Source organism: Devosia rhizoryzae (genome assembly GCF_016698665.1).
GTDB lineage: Bacteria > Pseudomonadota > Alphaproteobacteria > Rhizobiales > Devosiaceae > Devosia > Devosia rhizoryzae.
In genome coordinates, this window is the sequence record NZ_CP068046.1 from 1,680,943 (window position 1) to 1,695,487 (window position 14,545).

Below are 14,545 nucleotides of genomic sequence, written 5' to 3' on the forward strand. Positions count from 1 at the left end.
TCTTGCCGGGAGCGACCCTATGCGCCGTTTAATCCTGTTGCTGCTTGCCCTGCTGCTGGTGTCGCCGGCTGCGGCATTCGACTGGAAGGATTATGACAAGGGGCAGCGGCTCGATATCCGGCGCTTCGCCGTCAATAATGGGCTCTTCACGCTCTACCACGAAGTGGGACATCTCCTGATCGACAAGCTCGAGCTTCCGGTTCTGGGGCGCGAGGAGGATGCGGCGGACAATATCGCCACCTGGATGCTGCTGCAGAAAGGTACGCCCGAGGCCAATCAGGCCCTCGAAGATGCCGTGCAAGGGTGGGCGCTGACGGCGGAATATTTTGACGATCGCTGGACCAATGAGGACTTTGCCTCCGGGTACAGCCCCGACCGGCAGCGGGCCATGCAGATCGTTTGCCTCCTGGTCGGTGCTGATGGCGCAGCGTTCCGCCCGGTCGCGGATGACTATGCGCTGAACAGCGACCGTCAGCACATGTGCCATTTCGAATATGAGCTGATCGACCGCAGCATGCGCCAGCTCCTCGCCAAGGCTGCGTCAGGAACTGAAGTGACCGTTGTTTATCACGACAGCGGGCGGCACCTGAAGCTGGCCGAGCAGATGCTGCGCAACAGCGGCATTATCGAAACGGTGGCCGAGGAAGTGCGGCGCGGCTATCGCCTGGGTGGCGAGGTTACGATGACCGTGGCGCAGTGCGGCGAGCCCAATGCGTTTTACGACACCGCGTCTGCCGAGATCATCTTCTGCTACGAGCTGATGCAGGATTTCGTTGATCTTTACGCCGATGAACTGCCGCGGCAGCCGACCGGCAAGAAGCCGAAAAGCCGTTAGCTGAAGCCCACATAACGGCCCGGGCGGTGGTTGAGCGCGATGATCATGTTGAGCACGAGCGCGCCCAGCACCGAGTATAGGACGCGATCGAGCGGCAGAATGAAGAATGCGGCAAGCAGGATCATGGCGTCGACGCCGAGCTGGAAATAGCCGGCGCGAATGCCAAAGTTTTCCTGCAGGTAGAGCGCCAGGATATTGATGCCGCCAACGCTCGCCTTGTGGCGGAACAGCGAGAGAATGCCCAGACCAATGAGGCCGCCGCCGACCAGGGCGGCAAAGAGCGGGTCTATCCGTTCAATGCCGATCCAGAGCGGGATCTGGCCGGAGAAGTAGGAAACGAGCGCCACGCAGGCGATGGTCTTGACAGCAAACTGCCAACCCATCCGCCAAAAAGCGAGGGCATAGAAGGGCAGGTTGATGGCAAAGAACAGCCAGCCGAAGGGAATGCCGGTCGCGTATTGAAGGAGAAGCGCCAGACCGGCGCTGCTGCCCGTGGTGAGCTGAACCTGACTGTAGAAAGCGATGCCCAGTGACACCAGCATGGTGCCGATCAGCATGGCAAAGATGTCTTCGTGAAGGTTGTGGCGGCTCGGCGTCGAAAGGTCGGGCGTCATGCTTTTTTGATCCAGCGGCCGGTTGGGTCCTGCTGCCAATAGGTCACGTCGTTGGCGGCGCGCAGATTGCGATATGCGAGGCGCGCGGCGGCCATGGCATCAGGATCGTGGGCGGAAAAGAGGACTACGATGCGCTGGTAGCCCTCGCCCGATTGCGGCAGGGCGCCATCAACGAAGAAGCGCACATTGGCGCCATTGGGGTTGTGGGTTTCGGTGGTCAGCAGCACCGGCTGGTCTGCATCGCTGTCCTCGCCGGCAAGGCCATGAGCCAGGAAGCTGTCGTCGCGATAGGACCAAAGATGCGCATCGAGCGCCTCGGCGCGTTCGCGCGAGCCGACTTCGACCACGGCGCGCCAGCCGCGCTCCAGCGTTTTCTCAAGCAAGAGCGGCACCACCGCTTCGAGCGGGCGCGTTTCGAGATGGTAGAACAAGATTTCGGCCATGTCGTCACCATATCGCCGCCGAGGCGGGCACGCCAGCGACGGAATTGGGCCGCAGCCATTGTTCAGCCGCATAAAGTGCAGCAAGGTGCGCGCGAGTCGAAGCCGAGAAGTCCTGCCCGCCAATGAAAAAACTGACCGCCTATCTGGCAAGGCTGTTCGTGACCGACGCGGCGATCCTCTTCGGGATCGTGTGCTTCCTTCTTTGGCTAGTCAATTGCCTGCGTCAGTTCGAGGTGGTGTCGGTCAAGGGCCAGGGCTTTGCCACGCTGGCGGTGCAGGCGCTTTATACGATGCCGCCGCTGGCGCTCTCGTTTTACTATATCTGCATCGGCATCGGCATGGTGCGGGCGCTGACGGCGCTGCAGGCAAGCCATGAGCTGCACATCATCCATACCGGCAAGGGGCTGGGCGGGTTGTGGCGGGCAGCGGCGGTGACGATCAGCGCATCCGTCCTTGTCGTGCTGTTGTTGGCGCATTGGCTTGATCCCTGGGCCAACCGGCAGCTCAACCAGCTCAACGCCCAGGTGGCGGCGGACCTTGTGAGTTCATCGTTAAAGCCGGGGCGGTTCACGCAGGTGACGCCTGGCGTCGTGCTCTTGATCGGCGGGCGCGAGGAAGGCGGAGTGATCGACGAATTCTTCGCCGACGACCGCCGCGATCCCGAGACGCGGCGCACCTATATTGCGGACTCGGCGCGGGTCATGGCCAATGGCGACGATTACCTGCTGCAGCTCAGCAATGGAACGCTGCAATATACCGAACTCGACGGGCGCTTTTCGGAAGTGCGGTTTGCGAGCTACGACATCAGCGTCGACAGCCTTAGCCAATCGGCAGCCTGGTTTGATCCGCTGGCGGAGCGGGATAGTTTCGACTTGATTGCAGCCGGGGACTGGAACTCTGACGTGATCAAGCGTCTGCTCGACCGGTCGGCCGAAGGCTTGCGTGTCGTGGGCCTGTGCCTCCTTGTACTGGCGATCGCGGGTTTCCCGAGCGGCAACCGGACGCGGATCAAGCTGCCGCTCGAGGCGCTGGTGATGATCGTTTCTTTCGGAGAGCGCGGTATCAGCGCCTATAGCCCGCTTGGAACGGGGACGGGAGCGATCCTTCTTATCGTCTCAGCGGTGGCGATCCTGACATGGCGGGTCTGGCCGAGGCGGCCTGTGCCGATGGTGGCAGCATGAACCATATCGACCGCCTTGTGCTCGGCCGGCTTGCGACACGCATCGGCGCAACCGTCTTCATCTTCTATGGGCTGATCGCGCTGGTCGAGTCGCTCGACACGTGGCGGTTCACCTATGTGTCGGAGCAAAGGGGCTTCGCCATGGCGCTCCTGATGGTCGCGATGAGCGCGGTGCGCTGGACCATCAAGACCTTGCCGGTGACGGTGTTGATGGGAGCGATCCTGGGGCTTGCCGACCTCAAGGCAAAGCATGAGCTGACCGTCATCAAGGCGAGCGGCATTTCCATCTGGCGCGTGCTGCGCGCGCCTGCCCTGGTGCTGATCGTCATCAGCTTCTTTATCGGCATCGGGGCCGAGACGCTGAGCACGCAGATCAACCGCGAGCTGGCCCCTACCCCGCCCGGCCAGGTGGCACAGCTGACGCCTCCCGGGGAAACCTGGCTGGAACAGGAAGGCGATGGCGGAACCCATTACGTGATTATGGCGCGCAGCATGTCGCCGGGCGGCACCAATCTGGGTGACGTGACTATCTTTCACCTGGGTGAAAGCGAGGTGCCCCGGCTCGAAGCGCCCGAGGCCATCCTCGAAAATGGGCATTGGCGGCTGTCGACTGCCTCCGCTCGGTCGCCGGACGGCCCGGCACGGACACTCCGAGACGTCGAAATCCCGACCAGTTCGACCGCAGCGGAAATCCGGCTCAAGCTTGCTTCCACCGAAGACATGACCTTTTTCGAAATCGCAACGCTGTTGCAGCGCGGGGTGAGCGATCCGGCGATACGTTCCGCGACGACCATGCGCCTCGTTAAGCTCCTGGCGCTGCCGCTGGTGCTGACGGGATCGTTGCTGATCGCCTTTGCCTTCACGGCTGGGTTCAGTCGCAACAAGCAGCTTGGCGCCTCGGTGCTCTACGGCATCACGCTGGGGTTTGTTGTCTTCGTCATCACCGAAATGGCTGACCGGGCGGGCACGACCGGGGTGCTGGACCCGGTCTTTGCCGCAGTAGGACCCGCCGTCGTGGCGATCGTCATCGGGGTTACCGTGCTGCTGCACAAGGAAGACGGGCTCATCTAGCTGTTGCGGGCTCTAATTCGGATTTTGGCCGCAATCGTCGAGCAATTGACAGCAAAGAGCGGACGCCGCATTGAAGGCGTGAGTAAGGGGCAGACCTAAGCCATGAAATTTGCAGATCTTCGTCGCGCCACCGGCGCCATCCTGATCGGGGCCGTGCTGGCCATGAGCACTGCGGGCGCTGCCATGGCTGCCACCGTGGTTACGGTCAATGGCGAACCGATCACCGACGTGCAGGTCGACCAGCGCTTGCGCCTGTTCACCATGGAAGGCAATCAGACCGGCCGTGCCGGTGCGCAAAAGCAGCTGATCGATGAAGCGATCCAGATGCAGGAGGCCAAGCGGCTGGGCATCAATGTGTCCAATGCACAGGTCGATGACGCGCTTCTCCAGATCGCGCGCAACATGCAGCTTAGCCGTGACAAGCTGCTCGATCTCTTGCAGCAGGGCGGCATCAACAGCACCACGCTGCAGGACCGCCTGCGTGCTGCCATCGCCTGGAACGGCGTGGCCGAAACGGCAGTGATGTCGCAGGTGCAGATCTCCGAGCTCGATCTTGATCAGCAGGCTGCGGCAAAGGTCCAGGATTTCCAGAACTTCGACTATATCCTCAAGGAAGTAATCTTTGTGGGGGGCGGCGGCCGTTCGGCCCAGGCCAACAAGTATCGCGCCAGCTTTGCCGGCTGCGATAGCGCGGTCGACCTGTCGCTGGCTTACAACGATGTTGCCGTCGTCGATGTCGGCCGGCGCCATGCGACACAGATGCCCGATGCTCTGGCCAAGGAACTCGCCGGCCTCAATGTCGGCGGCATCAGCAAGCCGCGCGTAGTCGAGACTGGCGTTTCCATGTTGGCCGTCTGCGAAAAAGTTCAGGCGGAAGACCTGACCTTCGTCAAGGGCGGGTTGCGCGAAGAAGCTGGTGGCGCCGCGTACGAAGAGCAGGCCGCGGCCTATCTCGAACGGCTCCGCGCCCAGGCCAAGATCATCTACAACTAATCTCCGGGCGGCTGCGGCCGCCCTTCTTGTTGCAGCAGCCGCGGCATGACGCGGCTGCATCTGTTTGGGGGCTGGCCATGGTGCCACTGGCCGTGAGCATGGGCGAGCCGGCGGGCATCGGCCCCGACTTGATCCTGCAGCTTTACGCGCGGCGCGCCGAACTGGCCCTGCCCCCCTTCATGGTCTTCGGCCATGCGGGCTTTCTGTCCTCGCGCGCCAAGCGGCTGGGACTCGACCTCCATTTCACCGATGCCGTGTCCGATTTCGCCCAAGCCATGCCAGTTCGCCACATCGACGGCGACGTGGTCGACCTGCCCGGCGAGGTCCATGTTCCCGCCGGCTCGGTGGTCATCCGCGCCATCGAGCAGGCGGTGGCGGCGACCCTTGCCGGCGATTGCCGCGCCGTCGTGACAGCGCCGATCCACAAGGGTGCGCTCTACGAGACCGGCTTTTTCTATCCCGGCCATACCGAGTTTCTCGCCGCCCTCTGCGCCGAAGATGGCGAGGAACCGCTGCCGGTGATGATGCTGGCGCATGAGGATTTGCGTACCGTGCCGCTGACCATCCATGTGCCGCTCAAGGACGTGCCGGCGCTGATCAATCGCGAGTTGATCCTTGAAACGCTCGGCGTCATGGCGCGCGACCTACGGGCGCGGTTCGGCGTCGCGCATCCCCGCATCGTCGTGTCTGGCCTAAACCCCCATGCTGGGGAAGGCGGAGCCATCGGGCGCGAGGACATGGAGATCATCGCGCCAGCTATCGAGGCGGCACGGGCAGCCGGGATCGACGCCGTCGGCCCCCTGCCCGGCGACACGTTGTTTTATCCGCCGCACTGGCGGCAATATGATGCGGTGCTTGCCATGTATCACGATCAGGCGCTGATCCCGATCAAGACCGTTGCCTTCGACGCCGGCGTCAATGTCACGCTGGGCCTACCCATCGTGCGCACCTCGCCCGATCATGGTACGGCCTTTGGCTTGGCGGGCACAGGCAAGGCTTCGGCGGCAAGCATGCTCGCGGCCTTGCGGATGGCAGATGAAATGACAACAAAACCATGAGCCAGATCGACAAGCTTCCCCCCTTGCGCGAAGTGATCGCTACACACGGCCTGCGCGCCAAGAAGGAGCTGGGGCAGAACTTTCTGTTCGATCTCAACCTTACCGCGCGTATTGCCCGGGTCGGTGGATCGCTCGACGGCGTGCGCGTCATCGAGGTGGGCCCGGGCCCGGGCGGGCTGACGCGGGCCCTCCTTGCCGAAGGCGCGCGCGAGGTCATCGCCATCGAACGCGACCCGCGTGCCTTGCCGGCATTGGCCGAAATCGCCGAAGCCTATCCCGGTCGGCTGACGGTCATTGCCGGCGACGCCATGGAGATGGATTACCCGCTTCTTGCCGACGGCCCGACGCGGATAATCGCCAACCTGCCCTATAATATCGGCACGCAGTTGCTCACGGGCTGGCTCACCATGGAGCCGTGGCCGCCCTTCTTCGAAAGCCTGACGCTGATGTTCCAGCGCGAAGTGGCCGAGCGCATCGTGGCGCAGCCGGGCGACGACGCTTATGGGCGCCTCGGCGTCCTTGCCGGCTGGCGGACCGAGGCGCGGATCGCCTTTAATGTCGGGCGCCAGGCCTTTGTGCCGCCGCCCAACGTCACCTCCGCCGTGGTGCATCTTGTGCCCAAGCCGGTGGAAACGGACCTTCCGGTCAAGCATGTCGAACAGGTCACCAGGGCTGCCTTCGGACAGCGCCGCAAAATGGTGCGGCAGTCGCTGAAGTCGCTCGGCGTGCCGGTCGAGGGCCTGCTGAAGGCGGCGGGGCTAGAGGGTGACGAACGGGCCGAAGAGCTGCCGATCGAGGCATTTCTGGCAATGGCGCGGGCGCTGCCGGGGCTGAGGTAGTCCCCTCTTCTCCCTCCCCTGGAGGGGGAGGGTAGCGAAGCTTGGCGCCGATAGGCCTTAGCGCAGCTGGGTGGGGTGGGGCCGAGAACTCCGCTCCCGGGGCCCCACCCCACCCTCAGTCCTCCCCCTCAAGGGGAGGGAGGTGCAGTAGCCGAGGCTTCTGGAGTGGGGAGGGGTTGAACAAACACCAGCCGCAGCGCCACCAGCAGCGCTAAGGCCGCGGCGCCGCCGCACACGCTCAACACCCCGGCCCAGCCCCACGCCGTCCAGGCATAGCCCCCGAGCGTGCCCAAAACACTGGCGCCAAGATAATAGAAGACGAGGTAGATCGCCGACGCCTGCGCCCTGCCCGTCTGCGCGCGTCGTGTGACCCAGGCGCTGGCAATGCCGTGGGCGGCGAAGAAGCCGATGGTCGCGATGGCGAGGCCCAGGATGATGACCGGGGTGGAGGGAATGGCGGTGATCGCCATCCCCAGGCCCATCACCGCCACCAGCGCCCAGAACACTTTGCGGCGGCCGAGTCGCTGCGACAGGCCGCCGGCCCAGGTCGAGCTGGCGCTGCCGAGGAGATAGACCAAAAAGATCGCGGCAATGGCCGAGTGGCTGAGGAGGAATGGCGGCAGTGCGAGGCGAAAGCCGGCATAGTTGTAGAGGGTGACGAAGCCGCCCATGAGGAGGAAAGCGCTGGCAAAAAGCCAGGGCAGCGCGGCGTCCTGGAAGGTCGCGCGGCAGCGGCGCAGCAGTTCGCGAAGGCTGATCGGGTCGCGGAGGAAGGCGCGCGGCTGCGGCAGGAGGACAGCGACGGCGATGGCGGCGAGGACGATCAAGGCCGCGAGAATGCCGGTGCCTAGCCGCCAGCCGAGCCAGTCCGAGAGCACGCCTGAAATGACGCGACCGGCCATGCCGCCAAGCGCGGTGCCGCCAATATAAAGGCCCATGGAAAACCCCAGCGCGTCAGGGTCCATTTCTTCGGAGAGATAGACCATGGCGACGGCCGGTACGCCGGCAAGTGATATGCCCATCAGGGTGCGAAGGGTAATTAGCTGCCACCAGACCTGGGTAAAGGGCAGCAACATGCCGAGCGCTGCGGTTGTCAGGAGAGCGCCGACGATAAGGCGACGGCGGCCGAGGCGGTCGGCGAGCATCGAGGCCGGGATCAGCGCGACGGCCATGGTCGCGGTCGTGGCCGAGAGCGCGAGCGAGGCCGTACCGGCGTCGCGCACCCAATATTGGGCGAACATGGGCAGCAGCGGCTGCACGGAATAGAGCGAGGCGAACACCGAAAAGGCGGCAAGAAAGAAGGCGATGTTGGCCCGCAGGAACTGGGGCGTGCCGCGGCGGATGGCTGGCGCGGCCGCCTCCATCACGCCGATCCGATCTGGTTCTGCAGGTCGCGCACGAAGCTTTCAAGGTTCAGCTGGCGCTCACGTTCCAGCCGGGCCGAAGACAAGATTGAGCGCATGCGGGCGACCGACTGCTCGAGATCTTCGTTGACGATGACGTAGTCGTATTCGCGGAAATGCTCCATCTCGATGCGGGCATTCTTGAGCCGCTTTTCGATAGTGCCGACGCTATCCTGGGCGCGGCGCTCGAGACGGGCGCGCAATTCCTTGATCGAGGGCGGCAGGATGAAGACCGTGACCATGTCCTCGCGCGCTTTTTCGTAAAGCTGCAGCGTGCCCTGGTAGTCGACGTCGAAAAGGATGTCGTTGCCGGCGGCGAGCTGTTCCTCGACCAAGGCGCGCGGCGTGCCATAAAAATTGCCGTGCACTTCGGCGGATTCGAGCAGTTCGCCATCGCGGCGCATTTTCTCGAAGGTCGGGACGTCGATGAAATGGTAGTGCTTGCCATGCACTTCGTCGGTGCGGCGGGCGCGGGTGGTCACCGAAACCGAGAGCTTGATATTGGGATCGGCGCCGAACAGCGAGCGCGAGATCGACGACTTGCCGGCCCCCGATGGCGACGCAATCACCAGCATCACGCCGCGGCGCTGAAATTCCATGGGAGGCACTCTGGCTCGAAAGAAACTGCTGGCTTAGTTGCGCGATCGCCGCCCCGAGGTCAAGGCGGCGAATGCGTGGCTATTGCGGCGCGTCGGCAGCTTCCTGGGCCTCCAGGGCCTGGCGCGCGGTTTCGGCCTCGGCTTCGGACTGCGCCGCAGCCTCGGCGGCAATCTCGCGGTAGCGCGCGACATTCTGCTGATGATCGGCATAGGTCTCGGCAAAGACGTGGCCTTCGCGCGGCGTCGCGCCCTTGGCGACGAAGTAGAGGTAGTCGTGCTCGTCCGGGTTGGCGACCGCGCGTAGCGCATCGATGCCGGGATTAGCGATCGGCGTCGGCGGCAGGCGGTCGATCTGGTAGGTATTATAGGGCGTCTGCGCCTCGATCTCGGAGCGGCGTATACCGCGATCGAGCGTCGATTGGCCCAGGGTAATGCCATAGATGATGGTCGGGTCGGACTGTAGGCGCATGCCTTCCCGCAGGCGATTGACAAAGACGGCGGCTACCTGCGGGCGCTCGGTCGCGACGCCGGTTTCCTTTTCGACGATCGAGGCAAGAATCAGCAGTTCCGCAGGCGAGTCGAGCGGCAGATCGGGCTCGCGCGTTTCCCACACTTCGGCAAGTGCCTGCGTCATGGCCACTTGCATCTTGTCGAGCACCGACTGGCGCGTGTCGCCCGGCAGATAGTCATAGGAACCGGGGAGGATCGAGCCTTCCTGCGGCAACTGGTCGATGCTGCCGGTGAGTTGGTCGTCGTCGTTGATGCGATCGACCGCCTGCCAAACGGTCCAGCCTTCGGGGATGGTCACCGCATAGCGCAGCGGATTGCCGGTGGTGAGTTCCTTGAGAATATCGGACATGCTGGCATTGGCCGCGATGTTGAAATCGCCGGCCTTGACCACCGAACTGTCTTCGACCCGGCTGCCGAACTGGCTGAAAATCAGAGAATTGCTGACGAAACCCTGCTCTTCGAGGCGCTGCGCGATGGTCGAAAGCCCGTTGCCCGACTCGACGCGGAAGACGCGCTGCTCAGGATTGGGGCCTTCGCCGTAATATTGCGAGGCGACGAAGAAGGCGCCGCCCCCGACCACGACCAGACCAATGACCAGCAGGGTCAGGAAGGCATTGAGCACATCTACCAAGCCATTGCCCGAGCGCCGGCGACGGCGAACCTTGCGATCATTCATATCTGCGCTTTTCCAGCCTGGGTCGCGTTCAGCGCGACTGATTTGGTCTTCTGGCGCCAAACTGTGGCGAAGCGTCGGCAAAAACAAGGGGCACATCGCTTGGCTAGCGATGTGCCCCTCTTGAATCGTGGAAAACGCTTAGCTGATCTTGCGCATCACCAGGGTGGCGTTGGTGCCGCCAAAGCCGAAGCTGTTGTTGAGCGCGACGTTGATCTCTTTTTTCTTGGCCACATGCGGCACAAGATCGATCTCGGTTTCGACGGACGGGTTGTCGAGGTTGAGCGTCGGTGGCGCAACGCCATCGCGCATGGCCAGAAGGCAGAAGATCGATTCGACCGAACCGGCAGCACCCAGAAGGTGGCCGATCGCGGACTTGGTCGAGCTCATGGTTGCCTTGGGTGCAGCATCGCCAAGGAGGCGGGTCACTGCGCCAAGTTCGATCTCGTCGCCAAGCGGCGTCGAAGTGCCGTGTGCGTTGATGTAGTCGATCTCGGCGGCCGGAATGCCGGCGCGCTTAAGCGCGGCTTCCATCGCACGGAAACCGCCATTGCCGTCGGGTGCCGGAGCGGTGATGTGGTAGGCATCGCCCGAGAGGCCATAGCCGATGATCTCGCCATAGATCTTGGCGCCACGCGCCTTGGCGCGCTCGTAGTCTTCGAGCACGACAATGCCGGCGCCCTCGCCCATGACGAAACCATCGCGGTCCTTGTCATAGGGGCGGGAAGCAGCGGTCGGATTGTCGTTGAAGCCGGTCGACATGGCGCGGGCGGCAGAAAAGCCGGCCAGCGACAGGCGATTGACGCAGCTCTCGGTACCGCCGGCAACCATCACGTCGGCATCGCCCAAGGCGATTAGACGCGCGGCATCGCCAATGGCGTGCGCGCCGGTCGAACAGGCGGTGACAACGGAGTGGTTCGGACCCTTGAGCCCGAAGCGGATCGAGACCTGGCCGGAGGCCAGGTTGATCAGGCGGCCCGGAATAAAGAACGGGCTGATGCGGCGCGGACCCTTCTCGTGAAGGGTGATCGACGCGTCATAGATGCCGCCGATGCCGCCAATGCCCGAGCCGATCAGAACGCCGGTGCGCTCCTGCTCTTCGGGGGTCTTGGGCTCGACGCCGGCATCCTGAATGGCCTGGGTCGCTGCTGCCATGGCATAGACGATGAAATCGTCGACCTTGCGCTGCTCCTTGACCTCCATCCACTCGTCGGGGTTGTACTTGCCATCGGCATAGTCCCCGAGCGGAATGCGGTGGGCGATCTGGCAGGCAATGTCGTCGACTTGGAAGTCGTCGATACGCTTGGCGCCACTCTTTCCGGCAAGGATGTTGGCCCAGGTGGGCTCAACACCGCAACCAAGAGGCGTGACAAGCCCCAGACCGGTTACAACGACTCGACGCAATTCCATGGTCAGCGGCCCAGCTCCAAAATCAGCTGGTTGCCTTGGTCAGGAAGGAGACCGCATCGCCGAAGGTCTGGATGGACTCGGCAGCGTCGTCCGGGATTTCGACCGAGAATTCTTCCTCGAAAGCCATCACCAGTTCGACCTGATCGAGCGAATCGGCACCCAGATCGTCGATGAAGCTGGCCTTTTCGGTGACCTTCTCGGCATCCACATTGAGGTGTTCCACAACGATCTTGCGGACCCGATCAGCGACATCGCTCATGTTTGACTTCCCTTTTTAGAAATCGAGGTTTCGTTTCGCTTCTTATTGGCGCGACGCCAATTCATCAAGCGCAGTTTGGCTTTCCGAACCAATCTATGCGGCCTATTTTGCGCCCGCAAGCAGTCCGGGAGGGGTAAACGCGGCGCGGCGTAACATGTTTCATGGGTCGAGACCAGCCGCGCAAAAGGGTTTGCGCGGCTTTCACCCAGATCAGATCATCGCCATGCCGCCGTTGACGTTAAGAGTGTGGCCCGTGATGTAGGCCGCCGCGTCGCTGGCGAGGAAAACGGTGCAGGCAGCGATTTCCTGCGCCGTGCCGAGGCGGTTCATCGGCACGGTGCCCAGAATCGCTTCGCGCTGCTTGTCGTTGAGCTCGTCGGTCATTGCCGAGGCGATGAAGCCGGGCGCGATGGAGTTCACCGTGATGTTGCGCGAGGCCACCTCATGGGCCAGCGCCTTGTTCATGCCGATAAGCCCGGCCTTGGAGGCGGCATAGTTCCCCTGCCCCGGATTGCCGGTGACGCCGACCACCGAGGAAATACCGATAATACGGCCCCAGCGCTGCTTCATCATGCCGCGAAGGCAGGCGCGGTTGAGGTGGAAGGCTGCAGTCAGGTTAACGGCTATAACGTCATCCCACTCCTCATCCTTCATGCGCATGAAGAGATTGTCGCGCGTCATGCCGGCATTGTTGACCAGGATATCGAGCCCGCCCATGGCCTGTTCGGCGGCCGGCACGAGCTTATCGACCTCGTCGAGCTTGGAGAGGTTTGCCGGCAGGATCGGGCAGTCTTTCCCGATCTCCTTGGCCGTATCTTCCAGCGCGCCGACGCGCGTGCCTGAAAGCGCCACCGTCGCTCCGGCAGATGCCAGGGCCTTGGCGATCTCGCGGCCGATACCGCCGCTGGCGCCGGTGACGAGAGCGCGTTTACCTGTCAGATCAAACATTTATGCGGTCCTTTGCAGACACTGATTCAAGCGCTTAGGAATTGATCGAGGCGACGAAAGCGTCGATGTCGGCAGGCGAACCGATGGCCTGTGCGGTGACTTCGGGCGCAATGCGCTTGGCAAGGCCGGTCAGCACCTTGCCCGTGCCGAGTTCGACAAGCGTGGTGATGCCGCCAGGACCTGCAAGCCAGGTGACGCTTTCGGTCCAGCGCACGACGCCGGTGACCTGCGCCACGAGGTGGTGGCGAATCTCGGCCGGGTCGGTGATCGGCACGGCCAAAACGTTCGCCACCAGCGGCACCACGGGCGCCTGCATCTCGACTTCCGCAAGCGCCGCCTGCATGGCGTCGGCGGCCGGTTGCATCAGCGAACAATGGAAGGGCGCGCTCACCGGCAGCAGCAGGGCCCGCTTGGCGCCCTTGGTCTTGGCGATCTCGACCGCGCGTTCGACAGCGGCGGTGCCGCCCGAGACCACGACCTGGCCTGGCGCATTGTCATTGGCGACGTCGCAAACTTCGCCCTGAGCGGCTTCGGCTGCAACGGCCTGAGCCGTCTGCAGATCAAGCCCCAGCAGCGCCGCCATGGCGCCATGACCCACGGGCACGGCCTTCTGCATGGCCTGTCCGCGGGTGCGCAGCAAGCGCGCTGCGTCGGTCAGCGTGAAGGTGCCGGCAGCGCAGAGTGCGGAATATTCACCCAAGGAATGACCGGCAACGAACTGCGCATGGTCATTGAGCGTCACGCCCTTGGCTTCGAGCACCCGGATCACGGCCATGCTCACCGCCATCAGGGCCGGCTGGGCATTTTCGGTCAGGCGCAGGATGTCCTCGGGGCCTTCGAACATGGTGGCCGAAAGGCGCTGGCCCAGGGCTTCGTCGACCTCCTGGAAAACGGCGCGCGCTTCGGGATAGGCCGCGGCCAGATCCTTGCCCATGCCAACGGCCTGGCTGCCTTGGCCCGGAAATGTGAAAGCCATGCTGGCCATGACGCGTCTCCCTTCTAGATCAATCTGACAAGCCGATGCCGGCCTGTCCAGTTGCGGCGCGTTTGAACGGGACTGTGTGGCGGTGTCAAGGCGGGTCGCCTCGCGCCGCCACACTGGATGCTATTGAAGGCCGAGCGCTTCGCGCGTGGTGCGTTCGGCGTCATCGCCCGCCGCCTTGATCTCGGCCTCGCTCTGCCCAATCAAGCGCGCCGCATTTTCGGCCGTTGCCCGTGCCGCCGCCACCGCCTGCACCTTTGCCTCTGCCGTCATGTCAGCCGCGCCATTGCGCAGATCGTCGATCGCCTGCTGCCCGTTCGGCACCTGGATCTGCACCGTCGACGAACCATCCGGCTGGCGCTGCACGGAAACGGCGTCGTCGGGATCGTCGCCACAGGCGGCAAGGGCGAGTGCGGGGAGAACTGCGAGGGGATAGAGCCAGGCTTTCAAGTTCATGGTCAGACCTTTATGAGTGTCGGTGATCGTCTGAACGCGCCATGAGGCGAAGTCGTGACCGGGTCAGGATGTCGCGCATTCGCGTGATCTGCTGGCTTTATGCTTGATTGCCACCGGTTTTGCGCTTATTGCACCGCCAGCAATTCGTTTGGCCGGGGGCTGAACGGAGGGTTTGGCTTTTGCCGAATAGGGTTTTGACCCGGCCTCCCGTGTTCCCGCTCTTTGCAAGACTGCTTTGACGCCTTTCCGGCTTCAGAGGGGCTCCGCGCCGA

16 protein-coding genes are annotated in these 14,545 nt (G+C 63.5%); 6 read left to right on the forward strand and 10 right to left on the reverse strand.

The annotated features are described in order from the left end of the window. Positions 1-19 precede the first annotated feature (19 nt). Complete coding sequence (locus tag JI748_RS08335; RefSeq protein ID WP_201636768.1) at positions 20-835, forward strand: DUF4344 domain-containing metallopeptidase; 816 nt, start codon at positions 20-22, stop codon at positions 833-835. Here JI748_RS08335 and JI748_RS08340 read toward each other — a convergent pair. Then, positions 832-1,449, reverse strand: a complete 618-nt coding sequence (locus JI748_RS08340; RefSeq protein WP_201636770.1) for a YitT family protein — start codon at positions 1,447-1,449, stop codon at positions 832-834. The genes JI748_RS08335 and JI748_RS08340 overlap by 4 nt on opposite strands. Beyond that, positions 1,446-1,892, reverse strand: coding sequence for a DNA polymerase III subunit chi (locus JI748_RS08345; protein ID WP_201636772.1), 447 nt, complete (start codon positions 1,890-1,892; stop codon positions 1,446-1,448). The genes JI748_RS08340 and JI748_RS08345 overlap by 4 nt, the downstream gene beginning before the upstream one ends. 122 nt (positions 1,893-2,014) lie before the next feature. Here JI748_RS08345 and JI748_RS08350 point away from each other — a divergent pair, with 122 nt between their 5' ends. The 5 genes from JI748_RS08350 (at position 2,015) to rsmA (ending at position 7,033) form a co-directional block, all read left to right on the forward strand. Beyond that, positions 2,015-3,073 (forward strand): LptF/LptG family permease, encoded by a 1,059-nt coding sequence (locus JI748_RS08350; RefSeq protein WP_201636774.1) that lies wholly within the window; start codon positions 2,015-2,017, stop codon positions 3,071-3,073. Continuing rightward, positions 3,028-4,143 (forward strand): LptF/LptG family permease, encoded by a 1,116-nt coding sequence (locus tag JI748_RS08355; RefSeq protein ID WP_201636776.1) that lies wholly within the window; start codon positions 3,028-3,030, stop codon positions 4,141-4,143. The genes JI748_RS08350 and JI748_RS08355 overlap by 46 nt, the downstream gene beginning before the upstream one ends. A 102-nt stretch (positions 4,144-4,245) precedes the next feature. Continuing rightward, positions 4,246-5,136 (forward strand): peptidylprolyl isomerase, encoded by an 891-nt coding sequence (locus JI748_RS08360; RefSeq protein WP_201636778.1) that lies wholly within the window; start codon positions 4,246-4,248, stop codon positions 5,134-5,136. A 77-nt stretch (positions 5,137-5,213) separates the two neighbouring features. Next, positions 5,214-6,194, forward strand: coding sequence for a 4-hydroxythreonine-4-phosphate dehydrogenase PdxA (gene pdxA, locus JI748_RS08365; RefSeq protein WP_201636780.1), 981 nt, complete (start codon positions 5,214-5,216; stop codon positions 6,192-6,194). Beyond that, the gene (rsmA, locus tag JI748_RS08370; protein ID WP_201636782.1) at positions 6,191-7,033 is read left to right on the forward strand and encodes a 16S rRNA (adenine(1518)-N(6)/adenine(1519)-N(6))-dimethyltransferase RsmA; all 843 of its coding nucleotides are present in this window, start codon (positions 6,191-6,193) and stop codon (positions 7,031-7,033) included. Before pdxA ends, rsmA begins: the two co-directional genes overlap by 4 nt. Before the next feature lie 128 nt (positions 7,034-7,161). Here rsmA and JI748_RS08375 read toward each other — a convergent pair whose 3' ends face one another. From JI748_RS08375 to JI748_RS08410, 8 genes are all read right to left on the reverse strand, one after another. Beyond that, positions 7,162-8,397, reverse strand: coding sequence for an MFS transporter (locus tag JI748_RS08375; RefSeq protein ID WP_201636783.1), 1,236 nt, complete (start codon positions 8,395-8,397; stop codon positions 7,162-7,164). Next, entirely contained in the window at positions 8,397-9,035 is a 639-nt protein-coding gene (gene gmk / locus JI748_RS08380) for a guanylate kinase (RefSeq protein ID WP_201636785.1), read from the reverse strand. Before gmk ends, JI748_RS08375 begins: the two co-directional genes overlap by 1 nt. Before the next feature lie 79 nt (positions 9,036-9,114). Beyond that, positions 9,115-10,221, reverse strand: coding sequence for an endolytic transglycosylase MltG (gene mltG / locus JI748_RS08385; RefSeq protein WP_201636787.1), 1,107 nt, complete (start codon positions 10,219-10,221; stop codon positions 9,115-9,117). A gap of 138 nt (positions 10,222-10,359) precedes the next feature. Further along, positions 10,360-11,622, reverse strand: a complete 1,263-nt coding sequence (gene fabF / locus JI748_RS08390) for a beta-ketoacyl-ACP synthase II (RefSeq protein ID WP_201637148.1) — start codon at positions 11,620-11,622, stop codon at positions 10,360-10,362. A 28-nt stretch (positions 11,623-11,650) separates the two neighbouring features. Then, positions 11,651-11,887 (reverse strand): acyl carrier protein, encoded by a 237-nt coding sequence (locus JI748_RS08395; protein WP_092424318.1) that lies wholly within the window; start codon positions 11,885-11,887, stop codon positions 11,651-11,653. 210 nt (positions 11,888-12,097) lie between these two features. Then, a complete protein-coding gene (fabG, locus tag JI748_RS08400) occupies positions 12,098-12,835 on the reverse strand; it encodes a 3-oxoacyl-[acyl-carrier-protein] reductase (protein WP_201636789.1) in 738 nt (245 codons plus the stop codon). Between the two features lie 34 nt (positions 12,836-12,869). Next, positions 12,870-13,820, reverse strand: a complete 951-nt coding sequence (fabD, locus tag JI748_RS08405) for an ACP S-malonyltransferase (RefSeq protein WP_201636791.1) — start codon at positions 13,818-13,820, stop codon at positions 12,870-12,872. A gap of 120 nt (positions 13,821-13,940) precedes the next feature. Beyond that, complete coding sequence (locus JI748_RS08410; RefSeq protein ID WP_201636793.1) at positions 13,941-14,273, reverse strand: hypothetical protein; 333 nt, start codon at positions 14,271-14,273, stop codon at positions 13,941-13,943. Positions 14,274-14,545 lie beyond the last annotated feature (272 nt).

Coding starts and splice junctions, on each gene's coding strand:
- JI748_RS08335 (WP_201636768.1), top strand. CDS start 20: ATGCGCCGTTTAATCCTGTTGCTGCTTGCCCTGCTGCTGGTGTCGCCG.
- JI748_RS08340 (WP_201636770.1), bottom strand. CDS start 1,449: ATGACGCCCGACCTTTCGACGCCGAGCCGCCACAACCTTCACGAAGAC.
- JI748_RS08345 (WP_201636772.1), bottom strand. CDS start 1,892: ATGGCCGAAATCTTGTTCTACCATCTCGAAACGCGCCCGCTCGAAGCG.
- JI748_RS08350 (WP_201636774.1), top strand. CDS start 2,015: ATGAAAAAACTGACCGCCTATCTGGCAAGGCTGTTCGTGACCGACGCG.
- JI748_RS08355 (WP_201636776.1), top strand. CDS start 3,028: ATGGCGGGTCTGGCCGAGGCGGCCTGTGCCGATGGTGGCAGCATGAAC.
- JI748_RS08360 (WP_201636778.1), top strand. CDS start 4,246: ATGAAATTTGCAGATCTTCGTCGCGCCACCGGCGCCATCCTGATCGGG.
- pdxA (WP_201636780.1), top strand. CDS start 5,214: ATGGTGCCACTGGCCGTGAGCATGGGCGAGCCGGCGGGCATCGGCCCC.
- rsmA (WP_201636782.1), top strand. CDS start 6,191: ATGAGCCAGATCGACAAGCTTCCCCCCTTGCGCGAAGTGATCGCTACA.
- JI748_RS08375 (WP_201636783.1), bottom strand. CDS start 8,397: ATGGAGGCGGCCGCGCCAGCCATCCGCCGCGGCACGCCCCAGTTCCTG.
- gmk (WP_201636785.1), bottom strand. CDS start 9,035: ATGGAATTTCAGCGCCGCGGCGTGATGCTGGTGATTGCGTCGCCATCG.
- mltG (WP_201636787.1), bottom strand. CDS start 10,221: ATGAATGATCGCAAGGTTCGCCGTCGCCGGCGCTCGGGCAATGGCTTG.
- JI748_RS08395 (WP_092424318.1), bottom strand. CDS start 11,887: ATGAGCGATGTCGCTGATCGGGTCCGCAAGATCGTTGTGGAACACCTC.
- fabG (WP_201636789.1), bottom strand. CDS start 12,835: ATGTTTGATCTGACAGGTAAACGCGCTCTCGTCACCGGCGCCAGCGGC.
- fabD (WP_201636791.1), bottom strand. CDS start 13,820: ATGGCCAGCATGGCTTTCACATTTCCGGGCCAAGGCAGCCAGGCCGTT.
- JI748_RS08410 (WP_201636793.1), bottom strand. CDS start 14,273: ATGAACTTGAAAGCCTGGCTCTATCCCCTCGCAGTTCTCCCCGCACTC.